At 51.8% G+C, this 23,563-nt stretch carries 23 protein-coding genes and 1 tRNA gene; 1 reads left to right on the top strand and 23 read right to left on the bottom strand.

The genetic code is table 11. The features are described 5' to 3' along the window. Positions 1 to 34: 34 nt before the first annotated feature. The 21 genes from nuoL to PY990_RS06640 form a co-directional block, all read right to left on the bottom strand. On the bottom strand, positions 35 to 2,020 hold the full coding sequence (nuoL, locus tag PY990_RS06740) for an NADH-quinone oxidoreductase subunit L (protein ID WP_275270955.1): 1,986 nt from the start codon (positions 2,018 to 2,020) through the stop codon (positions 35 to 37). 6 nt (positions 2,021 to 2,026) lie between these two features. Further along, entirely contained in the window at positions 2,027 to 2,332 is a 306-nt protein-coding gene (gene nuoK / locus PY990_RS06735) for an NADH-quinone oxidoreductase subunit NuoK (RefSeq protein WP_008251215.1), read from the bottom strand. Between the two features lie 16 nt (positions 2,333 to 2,348). Continuing rightward, positions 2,349 to 2,981, bottom strand: a complete 633-nt coding sequence (locus tag PY990_RS06730; protein ID WP_105028782.1) for an NADH-quinone oxidoreductase subunit J — start codon at positions 2,979 to 2,981, stop codon at positions 2,349 to 2,351. Between the two features lie 30 nt (positions 2,982 to 3,011). After that, positions 3,012 to 3,503 carry an NADH-quinone oxidoreductase subunit NuoI gene (gene nuoI, locus PY990_RS06725; RefSeq protein WP_008251211.1) on the bottom strand — a complete coding sequence of 164 codons (492 nt, stop codon included), beginning with the start codon at positions 3,501 to 3,503 and terminating at the stop codon, positions 3,012 to 3,014. A 13-nt stretch (positions 3,504 to 3,516) separates the two neighbouring features. Beyond that, positions 3,517 to 4,584 carry an NADH-quinone oxidoreductase subunit NuoH gene (gene nuoH / locus PY990_RS06720; RefSeq protein ID WP_105028781.1) on the bottom strand — a complete coding sequence of 356 codons (1,068 nt, stop codon included), beginning with the start codon at positions 4,582 to 4,584 and terminating at the stop codon, positions 3,517 to 3,519. Next, positions 4,581 to 6,857 (bottom strand): NADH-quinone oxidoreductase subunit NuoG, encoded by a 2,277-nt coding sequence (gene nuoG, locus PY990_RS06715; protein ID WP_275270954.1) that lies wholly within the window; start codon positions 6,855 to 6,857, stop codon positions 4,581 to 4,583. The genes nuoH and nuoG overlap by 4 nt, the downstream gene beginning before the upstream one ends. 20 nt (positions 6,858 to 6,877) lie before the next feature. Next, positions 6,878 to 8,173 (bottom strand): NADH-quinone oxidoreductase subunit NuoF, encoded by a 1,296-nt coding sequence (nuoF, locus tag PY990_RS06710; protein ID WP_040513254.1) that lies wholly within the window; start codon positions 8,171 to 8,173, stop codon positions 6,878 to 6,880. Then, the gene (gene nuoE / locus PY990_RS06705) at positions 8,170 to 8,649 is read right to left on the bottom strand and encodes an NADH-quinone oxidoreductase subunit NuoE (RefSeq protein ID WP_105028778.1); all 480 of its coding nucleotides are present in this window, start codon (positions 8,647 to 8,649) and stop codon (positions 8,170 to 8,172) included. The genes nuoF and nuoE overlap by 4 nt, the downstream gene beginning before the upstream one ends. Before the next feature lie 15 nt (positions 8,650 to 8,664). Beyond that, the gene (locus PY990_RS06700) at positions 8,665 to 9,918 is read right to left on the bottom strand and encodes an NADH-quinone oxidoreductase subunit D (RefSeq protein WP_008251193.1); all 1,254 of its coding nucleotides are present in this window, start codon (positions 9,916 to 9,918) and stop codon (positions 8,665 to 8,667) included. A 2-nt stretch (positions 9,919 to 9,920) separates the two neighbouring features. Then, positions 9,921 to 10,532: an NADH-quinone oxidoreductase subunit C gene (locus PY990_RS06695; RefSeq protein WP_275270953.1), complete on the bottom strand. Its 612-nt coding sequence runs from the start codon at positions 10,530 to 10,532 to the stop codon at positions 9,921 to 9,923. A gap of 12 nt (positions 10,533 to 10,544) precedes the next feature. Then, positions 10,545 to 11,021 carry a NuoB/complex I 20 kDa subunit family protein gene (locus tag PY990_RS06690; protein ID WP_008251188.1) on the bottom strand — a complete coding sequence of 159 codons (477 nt, stop codon included), beginning with the start codon at positions 11,019 to 11,021 and terminating at the stop codon, positions 10,545 to 10,547. Positions 11,022 to 11,086: 65 nt separating this feature from the next. Next, a complete protein-coding gene (locus PY990_RS06685) occupies positions 11,087 to 11,446 on the bottom strand; it encodes an NADH-quinone oxidoreductase subunit A (RefSeq protein ID WP_171098558.1) in 360 nt (119 codons plus the stop codon). A gap of 87 nt (positions 11,447 to 11,533) precedes the next feature. Further along, positions 11,534 to 11,619 (bottom strand) — tRNA-Leu (locus tag PY990_RS06680). A gap of 34 nt (positions 11,620 to 11,653) precedes the next feature. Then, positions 11,654 to 12,016, bottom strand: a complete 363-nt coding sequence (gene secG / locus PY990_RS06675) for a preprotein translocase subunit SecG (RefSeq protein WP_105028774.1) — start codon at positions 12,014 to 12,016, stop codon at positions 11,654 to 11,656. A gap of 7 nt (positions 12,017 to 12,023) precedes the next feature. After that, on the bottom strand, positions 12,024 to 12,809 hold the full coding sequence (gene tpiA / locus PY990_RS06670; RefSeq protein ID WP_275270952.1) for a triose-phosphate isomerase: 786 nt from the start codon (positions 12,807 to 12,809) through the stop codon (positions 12,024 to 12,026). Continuing rightward, a complete protein-coding gene (locus PY990_RS06665; protein ID WP_275270951.1) occupies positions 12,806 to 13,849 on the bottom strand; it encodes an NAD(P)H-quinone oxidoreductase in 1,044 nt (347 codons plus the stop codon). The genes tpiA and PY990_RS06665 overlap by 4 nt, the downstream gene beginning before the upstream one ends. Further along, the gene (pnp, locus tag PY990_RS06660; protein WP_275270950.1) at positions 13,849 to 15,993 is read right to left on the bottom strand and encodes a polyribonucleotide nucleotidyltransferase; all 2,145 of its coding nucleotides are present in this window, start codon (positions 15,991 to 15,993) and stop codon (positions 13,849 to 13,851) included. Before pnp ends, PY990_RS06665 begins: the two co-directional genes overlap by 1 nt. Before the next feature lie 132 nt (positions 15,994 to 16,125). Next, complete coding sequence (gene rpsO, locus PY990_RS06655) at positions 16,126 to 16,389, bottom strand: 30S ribosomal protein S15 (protein ID WP_008251166.1); 264 nt, start codon at positions 16,387 to 16,389, stop codon at positions 16,126 to 16,128. 134 nt (positions 16,390 to 16,523) lie between these two features. After that, complete coding sequence (locus PY990_RS06650) at positions 16,524 to 18,065, bottom strand: 2-isopropylmalate synthase (protein WP_275270949.1); 1,542 nt, start codon at positions 18,063 to 18,065, stop codon at positions 16,524 to 16,526. A 69-nt stretch (positions 18,066 to 18,134) separates the two neighbouring features. Next, positions 18,135 to 18,953, bottom strand: coding sequence for a CDP-diacylglycerol--serine O-phosphatidyltransferase (pssA, locus tag PY990_RS06645; RefSeq protein ID WP_275270948.1), 819 nt, complete (start codon positions 18,951 to 18,953; stop codon positions 18,135 to 18,137). 2 nt (positions 18,954 to 18,955) lie between these two features. Beyond that, a complete protein-coding gene (locus PY990_RS06640) occupies positions 18,956 to 19,600 on the bottom strand; it encodes a phosphatidylserine decarboxylase (protein ID WP_008251163.1) in 645 nt (214 codons plus the stop codon). A 412-nt stretch (positions 19,601 to 20,012) separates the two neighbouring features. Here PY990_RS06640 and PY990_RS06635 point away from each other — a divergent pair, with 412 nt between their 5' ends. After that, positions 20,013 to 21,899, top strand: a complete 1,887-nt coding sequence (locus PY990_RS06635; protein WP_275270947.1) for an inositol phosphate phosphatase SopB — start codon at positions 20,013 to 20,015, stop codon at positions 21,897 to 21,899. 66 nt (positions 21,900 to 21,965) lie between these two features. On the opposite strand, the gene ilvC is transcribed toward PY990_RS06635, so the two are convergent. After that, positions 21,966 to 22,982: a ketol-acid reductoisomerase gene (ilvC, locus tag PY990_RS06630; RefSeq protein ID WP_105028767.1), complete on the bottom strand. Its 1,017-nt coding sequence runs from the start codon at positions 22,980 to 22,982 to the stop codon at positions 21,966 to 21,968. An 83-nt stretch (positions 22,983 to 23,065) separates the two neighbouring features. Continuing rightward, the gene (gene ilvN / locus PY990_RS06625; RefSeq protein WP_105029844.1) at positions 23,066 to 23,557 is read right to left on the bottom strand and encodes an acetolactate synthase small subunit; all 492 of its coding nucleotides are present in this window, start codon (positions 23,555 to 23,557) and stop codon (positions 23,066 to 23,068) included. Positions 23,558 to 23,563: the final 6 nt, after the last annotated feature.

The raw sequence follows: 23,563 nt of genomic DNA, 5'->3' as shown, positions 1-23,563 counted from the left end.
TTTTCCAATCGTAAGAACCGAGGTTCCGCCTTTGTTATTTGAGTGTGATGAAAGAGATGATCATTGCCAACACGCCAAGAATCATCGCGAACGCATAGTGGTAAATAAAACCACTTTGCGCGAATCGAACCACACCCGAGATCAAACCCACCAGTTTGGCACTGCCATTGACCAATAAACCATCGATCAACATACGGTCACCAAACTTCCAAAGCGCCTCGCCCAGGCCACGAGCCCCACCGGCAAACACCACTTCGTTGAACTTGTCCATGTAGTACTTGTTGTCCAGCAAAGTGTGCACTGGCTTCAAAGCCTTCATGAACGCTGCCGGAATCGCTGGTACCCACAGGTAGCAAACTGCTGCGGCAACCACACCGCCCAAGGCGAGCCAGAATGGCGCCGTTTGCAAAGAATGAACACCCATGGCCGCGGCACCATGGAAAATACTGCTGAGGCCTGCCATTGCACCGTGTTCTGGACTAATCGTGATCACACCCTCAAAAAAGGTGCCATGCAACATGGGCTCAACCGCAATATAACCAATGATGACCGAGGGAATTGCCAGCAAGATCAAGGGCAAGGTAACCACCCAGCGTGATTCGTGCGGCTGTACTGGTCCGTGATGGGCATGATGATCATCATCACCGTGGTCGTCATGGTGCTGAACGTCATGGAAACGCTCTTTGCCATGGAACACCAGGAAATACATGCGGAAGCTGTAGAACGCAGTGATGAACACACCAGCCACCACAGCGAAATAAGCAAAGTCGGCCGCTGGCAGGGTGCTGAAGTGCACTGCCTCGATGATGCTGTCTTTCGAGTAAAAACCTGAGAAGAACGGCGTACCAATCAAAGCAAGCGACCCCAACAAGGAAGTGAGCCATGTAATTGGCATGTACTTCCAAAGCCCGCCCATGTGGCGAATGTCCTGATCGTGGTGCATGCCGATAATCACGGAACCCGCGCCCAGGAACAACAAGGCCTTGAAGAAAGCGTGCGTCATTAGATGGAAAATGGCGACGGGGTAAGCGGACACACCCAGGGCCACTGTCATATAACCCAACTGCGATAGCGTTGAATACGCAACCACTCGTTTGATGTCGTTTTGAATAATGCCCAGAAAGCCCATGAACAGCGCTGTGATTGAACCTATCACCAACACAAAGTTCAAGGCGATGTCGCTGAGTTCAAATAACGGTGACATCCGGCTAACCATGAAAATACCTGCGGTCACCATGGTTGCTGCGTGAATCAAGGCGGAGATCGGTGTGGGGCCTTCCATTGAATCGGGCAGCCACACATGCAGCGGGAATTGGGCTGACTTGCCCATGGCACCGATGAACAGGCAGATACAGGCTACGGCCAGTAAAGGCCAATCCGTCCCAGGCATGGTTTGGACAGCAAGATTATCAGCTTGCGCAAACACTTCGGCGTAGTTCATGGAACCCGCGGAAGCCATAATCAAGCCAATCCCGAGAATAAAACCGAAGTCACCCACCCTGTTTACAAGAAACGCTTTCAAGTTGGCGTAAATGGCTGTTGGCTTGGTGTACCAAAAACCAATCAGCAGGTATGAAACAAGACCCACTGCTTCCCAGCCGAAGAACAGCTGCAGGAAGTTGTTGCTCATCACAAGCATCAACATGGAGAAGGTGAACAGCGAAATGTACGAGAAGAAGCGCTGATAACCTTCGTCTTCTTCCATGTAGCCAATCGTATAGATATGCACCATGAGTGACACACTGGTCACCACCAACATCATCGTGGCTGTCAGGGTATCAATCAGGAAACCGACTTCAAACACCAAAGTGCCCACAACAGCCCATTCATAGAGGGTACCGTTGAAGGTATTGCCCTCCATCACGTCCATGAACACCAGAATGGACGCAATCAGGGAAATGGCAACGCCAGCAATGGTTGCTGTGTGCGCACCAGCACGGCCAATTTGCTTGCCGAAGAAACCAGCAAGAATGGCGCCGACCAGCGGAGCGAACGGAACGATCAAATACAAGGGATTCATTCGCGCTTACCCCTTTAGCTGGTCGAGATCTTCGACGTTGATTGAATTCATGTTGCGGAAAAGGACCACCAGAATTGCCAAACCAATTGCGGACTCGGCAGCGGCCACTGTGAGAATAAAGAAAACGAACAACTGCCCGGACAAATCGCCCAAGAAGTGAGAAAACGCAACGAAGTTCATGTTCACGGCCAGAAGCATCAGTTCAATGGCCATCAGAATCACGATCAGGTTTTTGCGGTTCAGGAAAATGCCAATCACGCTGATCGAGAACAAAATAGCGCCCAGCACGAGGTAATGAGAAAGTGAAATCATTGTTGTCTATTCCCGGTTAGGCTTGGCGACCGTCAGTGGTGTCGCTTTTGGTTTGTTTGCGGTCAAGATCAGCAGGCATGCTCACCAGCTTCACGCGGTCAGTTGACTTCACGCGAACCTGGTCTGAAGGCACCTGGCCTTTCGTGTCCTTGCGCTTACGCAAGGTCAGCGCGATCGCCGCAACCATTGCCACCAACAAAATCAAGGCAGCCACTTCAAACGGATACAAATACTCGGTGTACAGCAACTTACCCAAGGCTTGAGTGTTGTTGGCAGCCTGTTCTGGCGTTTCCAGATTGGGATCCCAAAAGCCACGCAGCAATACGACTGACATTTGGAAAGCGATCAGTGAGCCGACGATGGCAGCCACTGGCAGGTTTTTCCAGAAGCCAGCACGTACCTTGTCCATGTTCACATCCACCATCATCACGACGAACAGGAACAACACCATCACGGCGCCCACGTAGACCAGCACCAGTGAAATGGCGAGGAATTCTGCCTCCAGCAGCATCCACAATGCCGATGCTGAAAAGAAAGAAAGCACGAGGTACAAAGCCGCATGTACGGCGTTGCTGGCTGTGATTACGCGCACCGCTGCAAACACCAGAATGGCGGCGAACACATAAAAGAAACCGGTTATTGCATCCATTGCATTAAGTCTTCTAAGTTTTGTATCGGTTTAACGGTAGGCCGCATCGGCTTCGCGGTTGGCTGCAATTTCAGCCTCGTAACGATCGCCCACTGCTAGCAGCATTTCCTTGGTGAAATACAAATCACCACGCTTTTCACCGTGATATTCGTGAATGTGGGTTTCAACAATGGAATCCACCGGGCACGATTCTTCACAGAAACCGCAAAAAATACACTTGGTCAGATCAATGTCGTAGCGGCTGGTCCGGCGTGTGCCATCCTCGCGCTGTTCCGACTCAATCGTGATCGCCATGGCCGGGCATACTGCCTCACACAATTTGCATGCAATGCAGCGCTCTTCGCCATTTTCATAGCGACGCAAAGCGTGCAATCCACGAAAACGGGGCGACATCGGTGTTTTCTCCATCGGATAAAGCACCGTGATGGGTTGAGTGAACATATAACCCATGGTGAGCGCCATGCCTTTCAGCATCTCGCGCAGCAACAGACTGTTCAAAAATTCTTTAACAACTTGAAACATGGTTCGCTCTCAATTAATTCCAGATGTTCCAGGGAGTCTGCATCCAGGCAGCCACCACCACCAGCCAAACCAGTGTCAATGGAATGAAAACCTTCCAGCCCAAACGCATGATCTGGTCATAGCGGTAACGCGGGAATGATGCACGGAACCAGATGAACATCGACACCAGCAAGAAGGTTTTAATACCCAGCCAGATCCAGCCTGGTATAAAACTGAGGAATGCAACTGGCGCGTCCCAACCACCGAAGAACATGATCGCAGCCAAACAGGAGAGCAAAATCATGTTGGCGTATTCGGCCAGGAAGAAAATGGCAAAGGTCATGCCGGAATATTCCACCATGTGACCCGCCACGATTTCCGATTCTCCTTCAACCACGTCAAAGGGGTGGCGGTTGGTTTCAGCCACCGCAGAAATCATGTAGATCACCAACAATGGCAACAACGGCAACCAGTTCCAGGACAGGAAGTTCAAACCCATATCAGCGAACTGGCCTGTGGTTTGAGTCATCACGATGTCAGTCATGTTCAGGCTGCCCGCCACCAGCAATACAGTGACCAGCACAAAACCAATCGCCAATTCATACGACACCATTTGAGCAGAAGCGCGCATGGCAGCCAAGAAGGCGTACTTGGAATTGGATGCCCAACCGGCGATGATCACGCCATACACCTCAAGCGATGTAATCGCCATGAGATAAAGCAAACCAGCATTCACATTGGCGAGAACGGTTTCAGGTCCGAAAGGAATCACCGCCCACGCCGCCAAGGCTGGCATGATAGTCATGATCGGCGCAATGATGAACAAGCCTTTGTTGGCATTCATCGGCACGATGATTTCCTTGAACATCATCTTGACCGCATCCGCGATAGGCTGGAGCAAACCCATTGGGCCCACATAACTTGGGCCCATGCGGATGTGCATGCGACCAATCATTTTGCGTTCCCAATAGGTTAGATAAGCGACGCAACCCAGCAACGGCAAGGTGATTGTCAAAATCTTGATCAGAGTCCAAACAGGCACCCAGGCTGGCCCGAGTAAATCAGAACCAAAGGTCGTGATCATGTCGATGGGTGAACTCATGCCTGCACCTCGCTGGCCACCACTGCCTCGACCGTAACTCCACCAAACACAGCGCGCAGGCTTTGCGAATCCGCACGCCCCATGGGCACCAACACTGTGTTGTCAGCAATTGTTTTATTCACTAGAACCGCAGCACGCAACGTGCCGCCCTCAGAGTCTGTCAATTGAATTTTGTCACCAGACTTGACACCCAATGACTCGGCTGTTTGCGCACTGATTTGTGCAAGTGCTGGTTTGGCAGCCTTGGTTTTGCGCAGCGAGTCGGCACGGCGAACCAGTGCATCGGTGTCATAAATTGGCGCGAATGCTGCCATTTCGAGTTGGCCATTGAGCGCCACGCCGGCGACAGCTTGTTCGGGAATCGCGTTGCTCAACACAGCAGCATGGTTGGCTGGCAAGAATGCTTTCAATACTTCTTCCGAACTATTGAACTCAAAACCTTCCAGGCCCAGCAAATTGCCCAACACTCGCAATACCTTCCAGCCTGGGCGAGTTTCACCCAATGGTCGAACTGCCGCTTTGAATGTTTGAGCAGTGCCTGCGATATTGATAAAAGTACCCGAGGTTTCAGTGCTGGGCGCAATGGGCAACAACACATCCGCATACTGCTTGGCATTGCCCACAAATGCACTGGCTTGCACCACAAATTCCGCGTCGATCAGACCGCGCACAATCTTCTGCCCCTGCACGCTGTCCAAGTCTGGCTCAGCACCAAAAACAATGGCTGCTTTGGCTTTGCCATCCAACATGGTTTGGGCGTTTTTGCCACCGTGGGCGCTGGCTTGAACACCAGCAATAAAGGATCCAACCCAATTGGCACCGTCACCCAGGAACCCGAGTGTCGCGCCAGTCGATTTGGCCAATTCATTTGCTTTGGTCAGTACCTGGCCTGCAAATGGGCTCATCAAAACCTGTTGACCAATCAGTACAAACTTTCCGCCTTCAGGTGCGCTCAATGCGTTGGACACAGCATCGTGACCCAGAGTGTCAGCCCACTTGGAAGGAGCAGCCTTGAGCCATACAGCTTTGGGCATCAATGGATCCAATCCACCGGCATTCACCAACACCACTCGGGCACCCTGCTTTGCCGCTTGACGAATTCGCTGAGTCAGCAAAGGCTGATCATTGCGTGGGTCAGCACCCACAACAACGATCGATTCCGCATCCGCCAACTCTTGAATTGAAGCACCCAACCAAGGCTTGGCACCGGCCAGGTTCAGGTTTGCACTGTGCCGCAAGCCTGCATCTATGCTTGTTGAACCAAGGCCTGCCATCAAGGCCTTGGCCAGTGCCATTTCCTCAAAGGTGCTGTTTGGCGAAACCAGCATGGCGATGCTGTTCAGGTCGGTCGATTCACGGCGGGCTTTCTTCAAACCTTCAAACGCCACATTCAGAGCGGTTTGCCAGTCAGTTGTTACCCACTGACCGTTCTTCTTGATCATCGGTTCAGTCAAACGATCAGTTGCCAGCAAGCCTTCGTAACTAAAACGGTCACGGTCCGAAATCCAGCACTCGTTCACGCTGTCATTTTCTTGCGGAACAATGCGCATGACCTTGTCGGCCTTAACCTGCACCACCACATTCGACCCCAGGCTGTCATGTGCCGAGATCGATTTGCGACGCGCCATTTCCCAAGTGCGGGCGTTGTAACGGAAAGGCTTGGATGTTAGTGCGCCCACGGGACACAGATCAATCATATTGCCTGACAACTCTGAATCCACAGAATTGCCCACAAAGCTCAGAATTTCCGAATGTTCACCGCGATTGGCCATGCCCAGTTCCATGACGCCGGCCACTTCCTGGCCAAAACGCACGCAACGTGTGCAATGAATGCAACGGCTCATTTCCTGCGCGGAAACCAGCGGGCCGATGTCTTTGTAGAATACAACGCGTTTTTCTTCCTGATAGCGTGAAGACACGCCACCGTAACCCACTGCGATGTCCTGCAACTGACACTCGCCACCTTGGTCGCAAATCGGGCAATCAAGCGGGTGATTAATCAGCAAAAATTCCATCACGCTTTTTTGGGCGTTCACGGCTTTTTCGCTTTTGGTGCGAACAATCATGCCGGGCGACACAGGTGTAGCGCAAGCGGGCAAAGGCTTGGGTGCTTTTTCTACATCGACCAGACACATGCGGCAGTTGGCCGCAATCGACAATTTTTTGTGATAGCAAAAGTGAGGCACATAGCTGCCTGCCTTCTCAGCGGCGTCCATGAGCATGCTGCCCTCGGCCACTTCAACTTTTACACCATCAATCTCTAGTTCAACCATTTGTATCTACCCGCAGGGAATCAAACGTAAGCCGGCACAATGCACGACTTGTGTGTGATGTGATGCTCAAATTCTTCATGGAAATGTTTCAGGAAAGCACGAACTGGCATGGCAGCAGCATCGCCCAACGCACAAATGGTGCGTCCCTGAATGTTGTCGGCAATCGAGTTCAACATGTCCAGGTCTTCAGGGCGACCTTCTCCGTGTTCAATGCGGTTGATGATTCGGTACAACCAACCCGTGCCTTCACGGCAAGGCGTACATTGGCCACAGCTTTCTTCGTAATAAAAGTACGACAGGCGCAATAGGCTTTTCACCATGCAGCGTGTTTCGTCCATCACAATGACCGCACCTGAACCCAACATGGAGCCCGCTTTTGCGATGGAGTCGTAGTCCATGTCGGTGGCCATCATCACATCACCGGGCAACACGGGCATGGATGAACCACCCGGAATCACAGCCTTGATCTTGCGGCCACCCTTCATGCCACCAGCCATTTCAAGCAAGGTTGCAAAGGGTGTTCCCAGAGGGATTTCGTAGTTGCCGGGCTTTTCAACATCGCCAGAGATCGAGAAAATCTTCGTACCACCATTGTTAGGCTTACCCAGCTCGAGAAACCAGTCGCCACCGTTCTGAATAATGAATGGCACCGCAGCGAATGTTTCTGTGTTGTTAATGGTGGTGGGCTTGCCGTAAATGCCGTAGGAAGCCGGAAACGGTGGCTTGAAACGGGGCTGACCCTTTTTACCTTCGATAGACTCAATCAGCGCGGTTTCTTCACCGCAAATATAAGCGCCATAACCTTGGTGTGCATGCAGCTGGAAGCTAAACTTCGAGCCCATGATGTTATCGCCCAGGTAACCTGCAGCGCGAGCCTGTTCCAGTGCTTCTTCAAAGCGTTCGTAGGTTTCCCAGATCTCGCCGTGAATGTAGTTGTAACCCACGGAAATGCCCATGGCGTAGGCGGCGATCGCCATGCCTTCGATGACTGAGTGCGGGTTGTAACGCAAAATGTCGCGGTCTTTAAATGTGCCAGGCTCGCCCTCATCCGAGTTACAGGCCAAATACTTTTGACCCGGAAACTGGCGGGGCATGAAGCTCCATTTCAGGCCGGTTGGAAAACCTGCGCCTCCACGACCGCGCAACGCAGACTTCTTCACTTCTGCAATGACGTCTTCTTGAGAAATTCCTTCTGTCAGGATTTTGCGCAGCGCCTTGTAACCACCACGTGCTTCGTAACCTTTCAGGTCCCAGTTGCTGCCATCGAGACCAGCCAAAATTACCGGGTTAATGTGTCGTCCGTGCAAACAAGTCATGACTTCAACTCCTCTACCAGCGCATCGATTTTCTCGTTGCTCATAAAACTGCACATGCGGTGGTTGTTCACCAACATCACTGGGGAGTCGCCGCAAGCGCCCATGCACTCACCTTCTTTCAGAGTGAACAGGCCGTCTTTGGTGGTCTCGTTGTAATCAATACCCAGTTTTTTCTTCAAGTATTCAGCCGCGTCGGTACCGCCGGACAATGCACATGGCAAGTTCGTACACACAACAATCTTCGACTTGCCCACTTTCTTGGTGTCATACATGTTGTAGAACGTGGCCACTTCATAAGCCGCGATCGGCGGAATTTCCAGGTATTCGGCAACTGCCTCGATTGCATCGGTAGGCAACCAGCCAAGTTCCACCTGGGCAATGCGCAAGCCCGCCATGACAGCCGAAATTTTTTGGTCAGCCGGGTATTTGGTCAGTTCTTTGTCTATCAAACGATAGGCGTTTTCGCTCAACTTCATGATTCAATTCAATCCTTAGCGATCAATTTCACCGAACACGATGTCTTGGGTACCGATGATGGTTACCACGTCAGCCAGCATGTGACCACGAGACATTTCGTCCAATCCTTGCAGGTGTGCAAAGCCCGGCGCGCGAATTTTCAAGCGATAGGGCTTGTTTGCGCCATCTGCGACCAAGTAAATACCAAACTCACCCTTGGGGTGCTCAACCGCTGCATAGGATTCACCCTCTGGCACGTGCATACCTTCGGTGAACAACTTGAAGTGGTGGATCAGTTCTTCCATGTTGGTCTTCATGTCCACACGCTTGGGCGGCGTTACTTTGTGGTTGTCGCTCATTACGGGGCCAGGGTTGACACGCAACCAATCGATACACTGCTTGATAATTTTGTTCGACTGGCGCATTTCTTCAACGCGCACCAAATAGCGGTCGTAGCAATCGCCGTTCTTGCCCACAGGTATGTCGAAATCCAGACGGTCATATACTTCGTAAGGTTGCTTCTTGCGCAAGTCCCAGGCAATACCAGAGCCTCTCAACATGGGGCCGGTAAAGCCCATGGATAAAGCGCGTTCAGGTGTAACTACACCCACTCCGACCAAACGCTGCTTCCAAATTCGGTTATCGGTCAGCAGGGTTTCGTATTCATCCACGTACTTCGGGAAACGCTGGGTGAAGTCATCCAGGAAATCAAGCAACGAACCTTGACGATTCTTGTTTAATGCATCCACTTTTTTAGCCGAACGAACCTTGGAAGGTTTGTACTGGGGCATACGATCTGGCAAGTCGCGATACACGCCACCGGGGCGGAAATATGCGGCGTGCAGGCGCGCGCCGGAGACAGCCTCGTAGCAGTCCATCAAATCCTCACGTTCACGGAAGGCATACAAAAACACCGCCATGGCGCCGACGTCCAACCCGTGAGCACCCAGCCAAAGCAGGTGGTTAAGAATGCGGGTGATTTCGTCGAACATCACGCGAATGTATTGCGCGCGAACAGGTACTTCGATGTTCAAGAGCTTTTCAATGGCCATGCAGTAAGCATGCTCATTGCACATCATGGACACGTAATCAAGGCGGTCCATGTACGGCAGCGATTGAATGAATGTTTTGTGCTCAGCCAGTTTCTCAGTGCCACGGTGCAGCAAACCGATGTGTGGGTCAGCACGTTGCACCACTTCACCATCGAGTTCAAGCACCAAACGCAACACGCCGTGCGCAGCGGGGTGCTGTGGGCCAAAGTTCAGGGTGTAGTTTTTAATTTCAGCCATGATTATTTCGCTCCACCATATTGAGGTTCGCGAATGATGCGGGGTGTAATTTCACGCGGCTCAATGGTGACGGGTTGGTACACCACACGGCCCAACTCTGGGTCGTATCGCATTTCAACATGACCAGACAAGGGGAAGTCTTTGCGGAACGGATGGCCCACAAAACCATAGTCGGTCAAAATGCGGCGCAGGTCAGGGTGCCCCTCGAACACAATGCCGTACAAATCGAACGCCTCACGCTCATACCAGTTGGCAGAAGACCAAACGTCGATGACCGAGGCCACTGTGGGCAGATCGTCGTCAGGACAGCACACCTTCAGACGCACACGCATGTTCTTTGACACCGACAACAACTGACACACCACCCAGAAACGCCGGGATTCGTTCAATTCATTGCCATACTCACTGCGGTCAAGGCCACACAGGTCGATCAGCTGTTCAAACTGCAGTGTTTCATGGTCGCGAAGTATGGTGCACGATTCAAAATAGGAATCTGCTTTCACCGTCAGGTTCACTTCACCGAAGGCCACTTTGCATTCAACAATACGATCACCGAGCGCAGCGGCCAGATCGGCGCTTAACTTTTCCAGGCTCAAAGTTTGGTTCTGTGTCATGAATAGAACCCCTTATCGCGCAATGGTAGAAGTTGTTTTGATCTTGTTCTGCAACTGGAGCAGACCGTACATGAGCGCTTCCGCGGTGGGTGGGCAGCCTGGCACGTACACATCAACGGGTACGATGCGATCACAACCCCGAACCACCGAGTACGAGTAGTGATAGTAACCACCACCATTGGCACAAGAGCCCATGGATAGGACCCAGCGCGGCTCGGCCATTTGGTCGTATACCTTGCGCAAAGCCGGTGCCATTTTGTTGCACAGCGTGCCTGCAACAATCATGAGATCGGATTGCCGCGGACTGGGGCGGAAAATAATGCCGAAACGGTCCAGGTCGTAGCGACTGGCACCCGCATGCATCATTTCAACAGCACAACACGCCAAACCAAATGTCATCGGCCAAAGCGAACCTGTGCGACCCCAGTTGATCAACTTGTCAGCCGTGGTGGTGATAAAACCTTCGTTTAAAACGCCGTCAATACCCATTTGCTTACTACCTTCACGAAAGTGGGGCGATCAATTGCCCGTAAATAGCCCGCTTATTCGACAACTTATTCCCAGTCCAGCGCACCGCGGGTCCATTCATAAATGAAGCCCACCACCAGAACACCCAGAAAAATCATCATGGCCCAGAAACCGACTGGACCAATTTCCCGATAGGCCACGGCCCAGGGGAAGAGAAAGGCGATTTCGAGATCGAACAGAATAAAAAGAATGGCAACGAGGTAATAGCGCACATCGAATTGCATGCGTGCATCTTCGAAGGCTTCAAAACCGCACTCGTATGGGGAAAGTTTTTGCCCGTCAGGGCGGTGGGGGGCGAGAACTCGACCGACCAGCATGGCACCACCGCCTACACCGATCCCCACAAGGATGAACAACAACACTGGAAAATAAGACTCTAAATTCACTGTGACTCCCGTGTAAACCCTAATGGCCTTCGATTAGCCCGAAAAAAAGCCGGTCGTTATGTACAAGACCGGCTTTGATTTAAACCTTGGTGCCGACGACGAGACTCGAACTCGTACAGCCTGTGGCCACTACCCCCTCAAGATAGCGTGTCTACCAATTCCACCACGTCGGCATATTGTTGCTGCAACATATTGCTTCGCAACGAATTACTTTGGAATGTCCTGCACGGGCGTTTTTGGCTCAGCCGGCTTGGTCTCCGCAGGGGTTGCCGTTCCCTCTGCTGGAGAAGCCTGAATGGCCTCCATCACACCACCGGATTCTGCTTCGACGCCAGCCCTAGAATAAAAGGCCAAACCCAGTGTGCAAAGCAGAAAGATTGTAGCACAAAAGCCTGTGGCCCGGCTCAAGAAATTCGCCGATCCGGTTGCACCAAACAGGCTGCCGGATGAGCCGCTGCCGAAGGCTGCGCCCATGTCTGCGCCCTTGCCGTGCTGCAACAAAACAAGAACGATTACGGCGATTGCAGAGATGATCTGCATGACCACCAAGAATGTATTGAAAATGCTCATAAATTATTTAACCTCTCGCGGCGCGTATTATTCCAGAGAAATCATCAGAAGACAAAGCGGCACCGCCAATTAGGCCACCATCAATGTCAACTTTTGCAAAAATCTCGCTTGCATTGCCCGGCTTTACACTTCCGCCGTACAAAATTCGGGTGTTCTGAGCCACTTCCGGCCCCAACATCGCATTCAATCGGGTACGAATCATGGCATGCACCTCTTGAGCCTGTTCGGGGCTGGCGGTAACGCCAGTACCAATTGCCCAAACGGGCTCGTAGGCAATCACCAGGTTCCAGGTGCCGCTTTCAACAAACTTTGAACAACGCTCAACAACCGGGTCCAGCTGAGAGGCAATCACTGCCTCAACCTTTCCCGCTTCTCGTTCTGCGAGCGTTTCTCCCACACAAACAATTGGCGTAATACCGCCCTGAATGGCTGCAACCGCCTTTTCGGCCACTGCCACACTGCTTTCGGCGTGGTACTGGCGGCGCTCGGAATGTCCTACCAGCACCTGATTCACGCCAAACTCTTTGAGCATGTCCACCGAGACCTCACCAGTGTAGGCACCACTCGGCTTTGCCGATACGTCTTGCGAACCAAAAGCAACATTTTGATCTTCCAACAGCTTGCCGACCTGCGACAAGTAAGGAAAAGGACAAAATACGGACACATCAACCTGATCATCAACTTCGGGCAGAAAGCCTAAAATAAGCGCCTCATTCGAATCGAAGCTGCCATTCATCTTCCAGTTACCAGCCACCAACTTTTTTCTCGGATTTTGTTTGTTTGTCTCGCTCATGTTTGTCCTGATTCCCTTCCTTGATTCTCAATGCAGAGCACAATTTTTCCCAAGGAGTTGCCCGACTCCATCAACAGGTGCGCCTGGGCAACGTCATCAAGTGTGAAAGTGGCTTGAACCAGCGATTTCAGCACTCCAGAGGAAAAACCTTCTCTCAATTCACTTTCAACCTGTCGCGCCAAATCTGCCTTAAACTCAGCAGAACGCGGGCGCAAGGTAGTTCCAGTCAATACCACTTGCTTGGTCATTAACTTTGCCGCATCAATATTTGCAAAACGCCCACCCAAAAGGGCAATGACTATCACCATTCCTTGGGGCTTTGCGCAACCTAAATCTTTATTCAGGTATTCGCCCGCCACCATGTCGAGAATCAAATCGACACCCTGCTGTTGCGTATCCTGCAATACCAACTGCTCCCAGTCTTGGGTTTTGTACAGGTAGGCTTTCTCCGCCCCCAAACCCAGGCAAAAATCGGCTTTCTCTTGGCTACCAACTGTAACCAGGGTTCGCAACCCGTGTTTCTTGCAAAGCTGGACGGCAGCCGTGCCAATGCCACTGCTGCCTCCATGGATCAATACAGTTTGACCCGCCTTGGCACCACCCTTCATGAACAGGTTTTGCCAAACGGTCATGTACACCTCGGGCAGGCTGGCCGCCTCGGTGAAACTTAAACCTTCCGGTATGTGCATGCATTGCCCTGCAGGTGCGCACGCATATTCCGCATAACCCCCACCATTGCACAAAGCCATGACGGAGCTTCCCAACATGCTTTCAGAGACCCCTGCGCCCACAGCCACAACCACACCAGACACTTCCAATCCAAGGTTAGGATTGGCATCTGGGGGCGGCGGGTACAAACCGAGGCGTTGAAGAACATCGGGGCGATTTACCCCGGCGGCCTTAACCTGAATAAGCACCTCACCTGGCTTAGGTGTCGGCACCGGTAGCTCGATCAACTCAAGCTGATCTACGCCACCGGGGGCTTTCACACCCACTGCCCTCATGCTGACAGGCAGTTGTTGTAAAAGCGCTGTTCTCATCAACCTTCGCTTGAGCCTTCAGACGCTTGCTCAGCAGGCGCTTCAGGAGTCAGCAAGGCTTTCATGGACAAGCGCAAGCGACCTTTTTCATCGGCCTCCAACACTTTAACCTTCACAACCTGGCCTTCTTTCAAGAAATCACCAACCGTGTTCACGCGCTCGTTGGCAATTTGGGAGATGTGCAACAAACCATCTTTGCCTGGCAACACGCTGACAATTGCACCGAAATCGAGCAACTTCAACACGGTGCCTTCATACACCGCGCCAACTTCAACCTCGGCCGTGATGTCTTCAATCAGCTTTTTGGCACGCTCACCAGCATCACCATCAACCGAGGCGATGGTAATAGAACCGTCTTCCTTGATGTCGATGCTTGCACCGGTTTGCTCGGTAATGCCACGAATGGTTGCACCACCTTTGCCGATCACGTCACGAATCTTTTCGGGGTTGATTTTCATGGTGATCATGCGAGGGGCGTAGGCAGACAATTCGCCCACATTGCCACCTGTGGCCTCTTTCATGATACCCAGAATGTGCATGCGGCCTTCACGGGCCTGCGCCAGCGCAACCTGCATGATCTCTTTGGTGATGCCCTGAATCTTGATGTCCATCTGCAAAGCAGTCACACCATTTTCCGTACCAGCCACCTTGAAGTCCATATCGCCCAGGTGGTCTTCGTCACCCAGAATGTCCGTCAACACTGCGAATTTGTTGTCTTCCTTGATCAAGCCCATGGCAATACCGGCCACCAGCTGCTTCAATGGAACACCTGCATCCATCAGTGACAATGCGCCACCGCAAACAGACGCCATGGAGCTTGAACCGTTGGATTCAGTGATTTCAGACACCACACGCATGGTGTACTGGAAGTCTTCAGGGGCCGGCAGCATCATTTCCACTGCACGACGCGCCAAGCGACCATGACCGATCTCACGGCGCTTGGGCGCACCCATGCGACCACATTCACCAGTGGCGTACGGGGGCATGTTGTAATGGAACATGAAACGGTCGCGGTATTCACCGGCTACCGCATCAATCATTTGCTCGTCACGGCCGGTACCCAAGGTGGTCACCACCAAAGCCTGTGTTTCACCGCGAGTGAACAAGGCTGAGCCGTGTGCGCGAGGCAATACACCTGTGCGAACAGTAATGGGGCGCACGGTGCGCGTGTCGCGACCATCGATACGTGGCTCGCCATTCAGAATTTGACCACGAACAATTTTCGCTTCCAAACCAAACATGATGTCGCTTACGTCAGCATTGGTAATGCCAGCGCGTTGCTCTTCAGTTAGCTTGGATGGCAGTTCCGCGGCCACTTCGGCTGAAATTTCTTTCAGACGCTGGCTACGAGCCTGCTTTTCAGTCATTTTGTAAGCAGCCGCAAGCTTTTCGGCGGCCAGTTCTGTAACTGCAGCCACCAAGGGCTCGTTTGCAGGCGCTGCTTTCCAGTCCCACTCCGGCTTGCCGGCCTTGGCGGTCAATGCGTGAATGGCGTTGATTGCGGCTTGCATTTGCTCGTGACCGAACATGATGCCACCCAACATGATTTCTTCTGACAACTCGTGGGCTTCAGATTCAACCATCAGCACAGCGGCTTCGGTACCCGCAACAATCAGGTCCATCTTGCTGTCTTTCAACTGGGTCGCAGTAGGGTTCAGTACGTACTGGTCATTGATGTAACCTACGCGTGCGCCACCCACTGGGCCATTGAAAGGAATACCGGCGATTGACAGCGCAGCAGAGGCGCCCAGCATGGCTGGAATGTCTGGATTGACTTCGGGGTTAATCGACATGACGGTCAGGGTCACCTGCACTTCATTGAAGAAACCTTCAGGAAACAGGGGGCGCAATGGACGGTCGATCAAGCGTGCATTCAGGGTTTCTTGCTCAGTACCCTTGCCTTCACGCTTGAAGAAACCACCGGGGATACGGCCGGCGGCATAGAATTTTTCAACGTAATCAACAGTCAATGGGAAAAAATCTTGACCAGGCTTCGCCGACTTGGCGGCCACTACGGTGGCCAGTACAACGGTGTCGTCTACAGTGACGATTACAGAGCCACCTGCTTGACGGGCAATTTCACCGGTTTCCAGGGTCACTGTGTGTTGACCGTACTGGAAGCTTTCTTTATGAATTTCAAACACTTTGTCTTTTCCTTTTAGTAATCTCGCCGGGCCAATACCCGGATGCGAGAGCCCGTCAGTTTTAAAACACAAATGCCCACAACCGGGGTTGCAGGCATTTGAGTCAAATCAACGGCTTGTAGCAGCGACCAATTACTTGCGTAGACCCAAGCTGCTGATCAGGTTGCGGTAGGCATCTGCGTTTTTGCGCTTGAGGTAATCAAGCAGCTTACGACGACGAGACACCATGCGCAGCAAACCGCGGCGTGAGTGATGGTCTTTGGCGTTGGCCTTGAAGTGATCGGTCAACGAGTTGATTCGGGCTGTCAACAATGCCACTTGAACCTCGGGAGAACCTGTGTCGCCCTTGGCGCGTTGATATTCGGCAAGAATTGCCGCTTTATTGATTTCTGACATCTTTATTACTCCACTTGCGTGAACTTGCAGCCACAATGGCAACCGCAGTTCCGTGTAAAAAGACCACCCGATAATTTGATTAAATCAAAAGGTGGTCACCTGAACCCGCTATTGTAGGGGAAATCTTGTAAAAATCAAACCTGTGGATTCAACTTTTCATGTTTTGACTGCAATTTGTTCAATGCAGACAGATAAGCCTTGGCCGATGCAACCACAATATCGGGGTCGGCACCCACGCCGTTAACGATTCGACCGCCCTTTTGAAGGCGCATGGTAACTTCACCTTGCGATTCCGTGGTGCCCGAAGTAATACCGTTGACTGAGAACAAAAGCAGCTCGGCACCACTTTGAACTTCAGCCTCAATGGCCTTTACCGTGGCGTCTACAGGCCCATTACCCTGGCTTTCAGATATCACCTCGCGGCCATCAATCGAAAAAACCACACGCGCCTTGGGCCGCTCACCGGTTTCGGAGTGCTGAACCAGCGACACATATCGGTAATGCTCTGACTCACCACCCACACCGTCACCCGACACCAATGCATGAATATCTTCATCGAAAATTTCAGCTTTTCGGTCAGCAAGGTCTTTGAAACGCTGGAATGTATCGTTCAGGGCCTGCTCGCTTTCCATTTCGATGCCCAAAGCTTCCAATCGCTGCTTGAATGCATTGCGACCGGACAGCTTGCCCAGCACGATCTTATTGGCAGACCAGCCTACGTCTTCAGCAGTCATGATTTCGTAAGTCTGACGTGCCTTCAAGACACCATCCTGATGAATACCGGATGCATGCGCAAAGGCATTGGCGCCGACAATTGCCTTGTTGGGCTGAACCACGAAACCAGTGATGTTGCTGACCAAACGACTGGCTGATACGATCTGGGTGGTGTCGATACCGACATCCAGATCAAAGAAATCCCGGCGGGTTTTAACCGCCATCACGATTTCTTCGAGAGAACAGTTGCCGGCGCGCTCACCCAAACCGTTGATGGTGCACTCCACTTGGCGCGCACCACCAATGGCCACGCCAGCCAGGGAGTTGGCCACCGCCATGCCGAGGTCATTGTGGCAATGCACTGACCACACGGCCTTGTCGCTATTAGGCGTCAAGGTGCGCAAGTCGCGCATGAATTCTCCATACAAGGAGGGCACGGCATACCCAACGGTGTCGGGGATATTGATTGTTTTGGCGCCTGCCTTGATGACCGCCTCACAAACCTTGGCAAGGAAAGGCAATTCCGAGCGATAGCCATCTTCAGCAGAAAACTCAACATCGTCGGTATATTGCAAGGCCAGCTTCACTGCTTTCACGGCCTGCTCCAGAACCTGGTCGGGTGTCATGCGCAGCTTCACTTCCATGTGCAGGGGCGACGTGGCAATAAAGGTGTGAATGCGGCGGCGCTCGGCGGGTGCCAGCGCCTCACCCGCACGCGTAATGTCTTTGTCGTTTGCACGGGCCAAAGAACACACGGTGGAGTCTTTGATGACCGATGCAATGGATCTGATGGCTTCGAAATCGCCATTGCTGGAGGCAGCAAAACCCGCTTCGATTACATCGACTTTCAGCTTTTCCAACTGCTTTGCGATGCGGATTTTTTCTTCACGGGTCATGGATGCGCCAGGGCTTTGTTCGCCGTCGCGCAGGGTGGTATCGAATATGATGAGGCGGTCTGACATGCTGTTCTCCTGATTATGCTCTAAGGATACAACAATGCACGCTGGCAGCGGTATTGCAGGGAGCCCGACTTAAAAATGTTCGTCCCTTTCGATGTCCAGCCCTTTGAGTCCCTGCCCTTTTACTTTCCGCACCAGGTACACCACATAACCGGAAAGCCCATACAGTACAAAAACGCCGAACAACACCTTAGGCGGATCTTGAGAAACCAAAGCAAATACCAAGGGGATCAAGGCGAGCACAAGGAAGGGAACACTGCGGCGGAAATGGAAATCTTTGCCGCTGAAGAATGGCACATTGGACACCATGGTGATCCCGGCGTAGAAGGTAATACCCCAAGCCAGCCAATCCAGCTCGGCTCCAGCCATTTTGGCGTCGTCCATCACCCACACAAACCCGGTCACCAAAGCGGCTGCAGCAGGGCTGGGCAGGCCCTGAAACCAGGCTTTGTCCACCACGGCTGCATTGGTATTGAATCGTGCCAGGCGCAAAGCTGCACCGGCCAGGTAAACGAAAGCCGCCACCCAGCCCAGTTTGCCCATTCCGCTGAGTGACCATTCGTAAATAATGAGCGCGGGTGCAGCGCCAAAGGACACCATATCCGCCAAACTGTCGTACTCGGCACCAAATGCGCTCTGGGTATTGGTCATTCGGGCAACTCGACCATCCAGACTATCGAGCACCAAAGCGGCAAAAATGGCCACTGCAGCAGTGGTGAACTGCTGACTCATGGCCATCACGATGCCATAAAAACCGCAAAACAAGGCCGCTGTAGTAAACAGGTTGGGCAGCAAGTAGACGCCTTTGTGGGGTTTTCCAGCCGGACGGGCCGCACCACTCGAAAAGGCCCTTGGAGCACCAAACCGGTTTTTATTGCGCTTGAATCGCATGATCAGGACACCAACTCGGCCAACACGGTTGAGGACGCAGACACTTTGTCCCCGATTGCAACTTTGGGTACAGAATCGGTGGGCAAATATACATCCACGCGGGAACCGAAGCGAATGAAACCGTAGCGCTGTCCCTTTTCCACGGTCTCGCTTGGCTTGACGTAACAGAGAATTCGGCGGGCGATCAAACCAGCCACCTGCACAGCAGTGACTGTTGCCCCGCTTTCAGTGTGAATAACAATGGCATTGCGCTCGTTTTGGGTACTGGCCTTGTCCAGATCTGCATTCACAAACAATCCAGGGAAATAATCCACAGATTTAATCTCGCCACCGATCGGAATTCGATTGGAGTGCACATTGAACACATTCATGAATACGGAAATTTTCAGGGCTTCACGCTGGGCATAGGGGTCTTCTACGCGCTCTACGGCCACGATGCGCCCGTCGGCAGGTGACACTACCGCGTTTTTCTGAGCAGGAATGTAACGGGGGGGATCACGGAAAAACTGCAATACAAAAATGAACAGAATCCAGGCAAGGACCGACAGGAATGTTAGGCCAAACGACTGAAGTGCAAGCGCCAGGATTGCGACGATTGCCAGGAAAGGCCAACCCTCGCGGGCAATGATGGGATGTGGATAGTTCATGACTCTTTGTTGAGAATGGTTATGAACCCGATTTTATAAGCCAAAACGACCAAGTGCGGTAAGTTTTGTGCGAATTGACCAATAAGAATCAGAATGAGCCCCCTACAACCCCTTCAAACAAGACCACCTTCGAAATTCGGGTACTGGGCAGGTATCTTGACTATTGAACTTTGGTTCGCCCCCAGCCACCTATCATCAGCCCCCCCACAAAACCGCAAATTGCTCATCAAGTATGCCCCCCCACAATTCAATCCACACACCCCCCCTAAGCCACACGATTTCACCGAGTGAACAAACCGTCAACCAAGTAAACCATGGCGTGTTTGGCAGCGCTCTGCTTCGCATTTTCAGCCCGCTTGTTCAATTGGTGAAACTATTGCTTTCGGGCTTTCCTGGATCGATGACACAAAGTTTGAAATTGTTAACAGCCCAAGCGAGAAATGCGCCTGCGGCAGTGCGCAACACACACAAGAAAGACGAAATCACCGAGACCAACGAGAATGAGGCTGATTATTTTAGCGCCTGTAGCGAGACCAGCTATATAGAAGAACTTGAGCGAAGCTCATCCGGCGAATCGGTTTCTACTGCCGATGCGATAGGTTTCAAACTACTTCACTACCAAGCCGCGCTTGAAGTGGTCAACGAAATACTCAAACAAAATTCAAAACCTGATGCCAACATTTCGCTTGAAGAATTCTCGTCACTAATTGACAAGGCTGCGAGCGCCCTTCGCGAGAAGCAATCGCAGAATATCAGCTTTGACAACACCAGCATCAAGCAAGGTATTGGCGGAAAACACAAGCGGAGCAAGATGACCGATGTTTTCCGGCAATTCAAACGAGAGCAAACCGCGCTGGTTCACGCGGGCACTTGGGGCCGTGACATCCCGGAGTCGACCCGGCATGTTCATGTACGTACGGCATTGGCCTCAGTGATCCACGGAAAGTTCCGCAGCCTTGGATTTCGAACAAAAAGCATGAGTATTGATGCCTTGGACAAACAGATTTTTGAGCGATACATCGATGTACTTCAGTCAAAAGACTGGAACAACATTTCTGTGCTGCATGATCTGCGTTTTACTGAGCCGCAATACAAATTCAAGAATTTGAAATTTTTGACAACCATGACTCCCGCAAAAAACCTGGACAGCGCGCTGACGGAGAGTTATCGACGGGATGGCATCAACGGGGTTTGCAGCTACGCAATTCAAGAAGCACGCCATGCAGTGAACTTGTGGAGAACCAAATTCAGACCATATCCAATTTCGGACACTGACACAGCCTATGTGTTCTCAGGGCTAAGGCATGCTGTGCATGATGCGTATGGCATCAAAATACCTGATCAGCGAAATGCTGCGAATGATGCACGCGTGAAAGAATTTATTCACGCAAGCTTGCTGGATCACTTGAAGCGGAATAAATTGGACGCCCGCAATATGAATTCAGAAGAAGTCATTGAAATCAATATTGTTTCAGTGAATCTGTTGACTGCCGCTGGCAAAGAAAAAGAGATGATTGAGCAGCAACAGCGTGCATTTGCCCGGGCCAATGGGCAAGAAATGCGGATCCGAATTGCCGATGGACGAGGTCACGAGAAAGAGCTGAAAGTTAAACCAAGTATCTTCACTTTTTGCACACCAGTGAATCATTTGTCGCTGAGCAAAATGGGGAGATTGATCGGTATTTGGCGAACAGCAGACTCAATCAACAAAAAATCAGTCAAACACCTGATTGGCTCCATTGAAAAAAACAAACCAATCGGTGGCCTTGCGGGAGACCAACTGCGAAAGTTGAATGCCGAACTGGCCAACACGGACGGAGCGAGCCCTGCACAAATCAGCAAACGCAAGGTACTGACTGAAAAAATAAGCCTGATCAAAGAATTGGTAAACCAGGTGCGGGAAATTATGCTCAAAGACTTGCACCACGAAGTTGGCAATGAACCTTACAAATTGCCCACACGTCTTTTGGCGCTGAGCAATGAAATTGGCGCTACCCCAGCCTTCAATTGCAAAAGCGGCAAAGACAGGACGGGGCAACTTCACGTTGAAATTCGAGACTTATACGCGCATTTGAACGCAACTGGTGGACTATTGCGTGAAATCAATGCAAAACGCCAGGGAATTGCCCAGGAAAATTTTCAGAAACTGTTTTTTGCGGGTGGTGATCGTGAAATACAGGCACTCAATACTGGTGTGGCTGGCAGCAAATCCCAACTGCCCTACTACAACAAACTAATGGGTGTGACGCCACAAACTATTGATGAAATCAAAGGCTTGTCGAAATGGGTGGGCACTTGATGAATAACAAAAAAACCCGCGACGCTTTCGCACCGCGGGTTTCTAGAGCAGCAATCAATCGGTCGATTAGTTCTTGGACTGATCAACCAACTTGTTCTTGCTGATCCAAGGCATCATAGCGCGCAGCTGGGCACCCACGATTTCAATGGGGTGCTGTGCGTTCAAACGGCGACGCGCTGTCATTTCTGGATAGTTGGTTTTGCCTTCCAGAATGAAACGCTTGGCATATTCACCGTTCTGGATATTGGCCAGACATTCCTTCATGGCTGCGCGAGCCTGGTCTGCGATTACACGTTGGCCTGTTACATACTCGCCATATTCCGCGTTGTTGGAAATGGAATAGTTCATGTTGGCGATGCCGCCTTCGTACATCAGGTCAACAATCAGCTTCAGCTCGTGCAGGCATTCGAAGTAAGCCATTTCAGGCGCGTAACCTGCTTCAACCAAAGTTTCGAAACCAGCTTTTACCAACTCAACCGCACCGCCGCACAACACGGCTTGTTCACCGAACAAATCGGTTTCTGTTTCTTCGCGGAAGTTGGTCTCGATCACGCCACCTTTTGTACCGCCATTTGCTGCAGCATAGGCCAAAGCGATGTCATGAGCGTTGCCGGTTGTGTCTTGGTAAATTGCGATCAGTGAGGGTACACCACCACCTTTCAGGTACTCAGAACGTACGGTGTGACCTGGGCCTTTGGGGGCGATCATGATGACGTCGATATCTGCACGTGGAACAACCTGGTTGTAATGCACGTTGAAGCCGTGGGCAAATGCCAAAGCAGCACCAGCCTTGATGTTGGGGGCTACTTCTTTGTTGTACACGTCGGGGATGTTCTCGTCGGGCAACAGAATCATGACCACATCCGCTTCTTTTACGGCGTCGGCCACTTCTTTCACTTTCAAGCCCGCGCCTTCGGCTTTGGACCAGGAGGCACCGCCCTTGCGCAGGCCAACAACTACTTCAACGCCTGAATCGCGCAGGTTTTGCGCGTGGGCATGGCCTTGTGAACCGTAACCAATGATGGATACTTTCTTCTTCTGGATCAGGGACAGATCCGCGTCTTTGTCGTAATAAACTTTCATGTCATTTTCCTTTTGATTCAGGTATTTAAATTCATCTTCAAGGCCCAGTTACCAGATTCGTTTGCCTGGGCTGGGCCCACCGTTCAGACGCGAAGAATGCGTTCGCCGCGGCCAATACCGGAGCTGCCCGTGCGGACAGTTTCGAGAATGGCAGTGCGATCGATCGATTCCAGGAAGGCATCCAGCTTGGATTTGTTACCGGTCAACTCGATGGTGTAGCTTTTCTCGGTGACATCAATGATGCGGCCACGGAAGATATCCGCGGTACGCTTCAGCTCTTCACGCTCTTTGCCCACTGCGCGCAATTTTACCAGCATCAGCTCGCGTTCAATATGCGCACCATCACTTAGATCAACCACTTTCACCACTTCAATCAAGCGGTTAAGGTGTTTGGTGATCTGTTCGATAATGTCATCGGATCCCACTGTCACGATGGTCATACGCGACAGTGTTTCGTCTTCGGTGGGGGCCACAGTCAATGTTTCAATGTTGTAGCCCCGGGCAGAAAACAAGCCCACCACGCGGGACAACGCACCCGGTTCGTTCTCGAGGAGAACGGAAATAATGTGTCTCATATTTGC

This window comes from Limnobacter olei (assembly GCF_029087225.1).
Taxonomy (GTDB): domain Bacteria; phylum Pseudomonadota; class Gammaproteobacteria; order Burkholderiales; family Burkholderiaceae_B; genus Limnobacter; species Limnobacter olei.
Note: the sequence above shows the minus strand (reverse complement) of the source record. Positions and strands in the feature narration are given on the sequence as shown.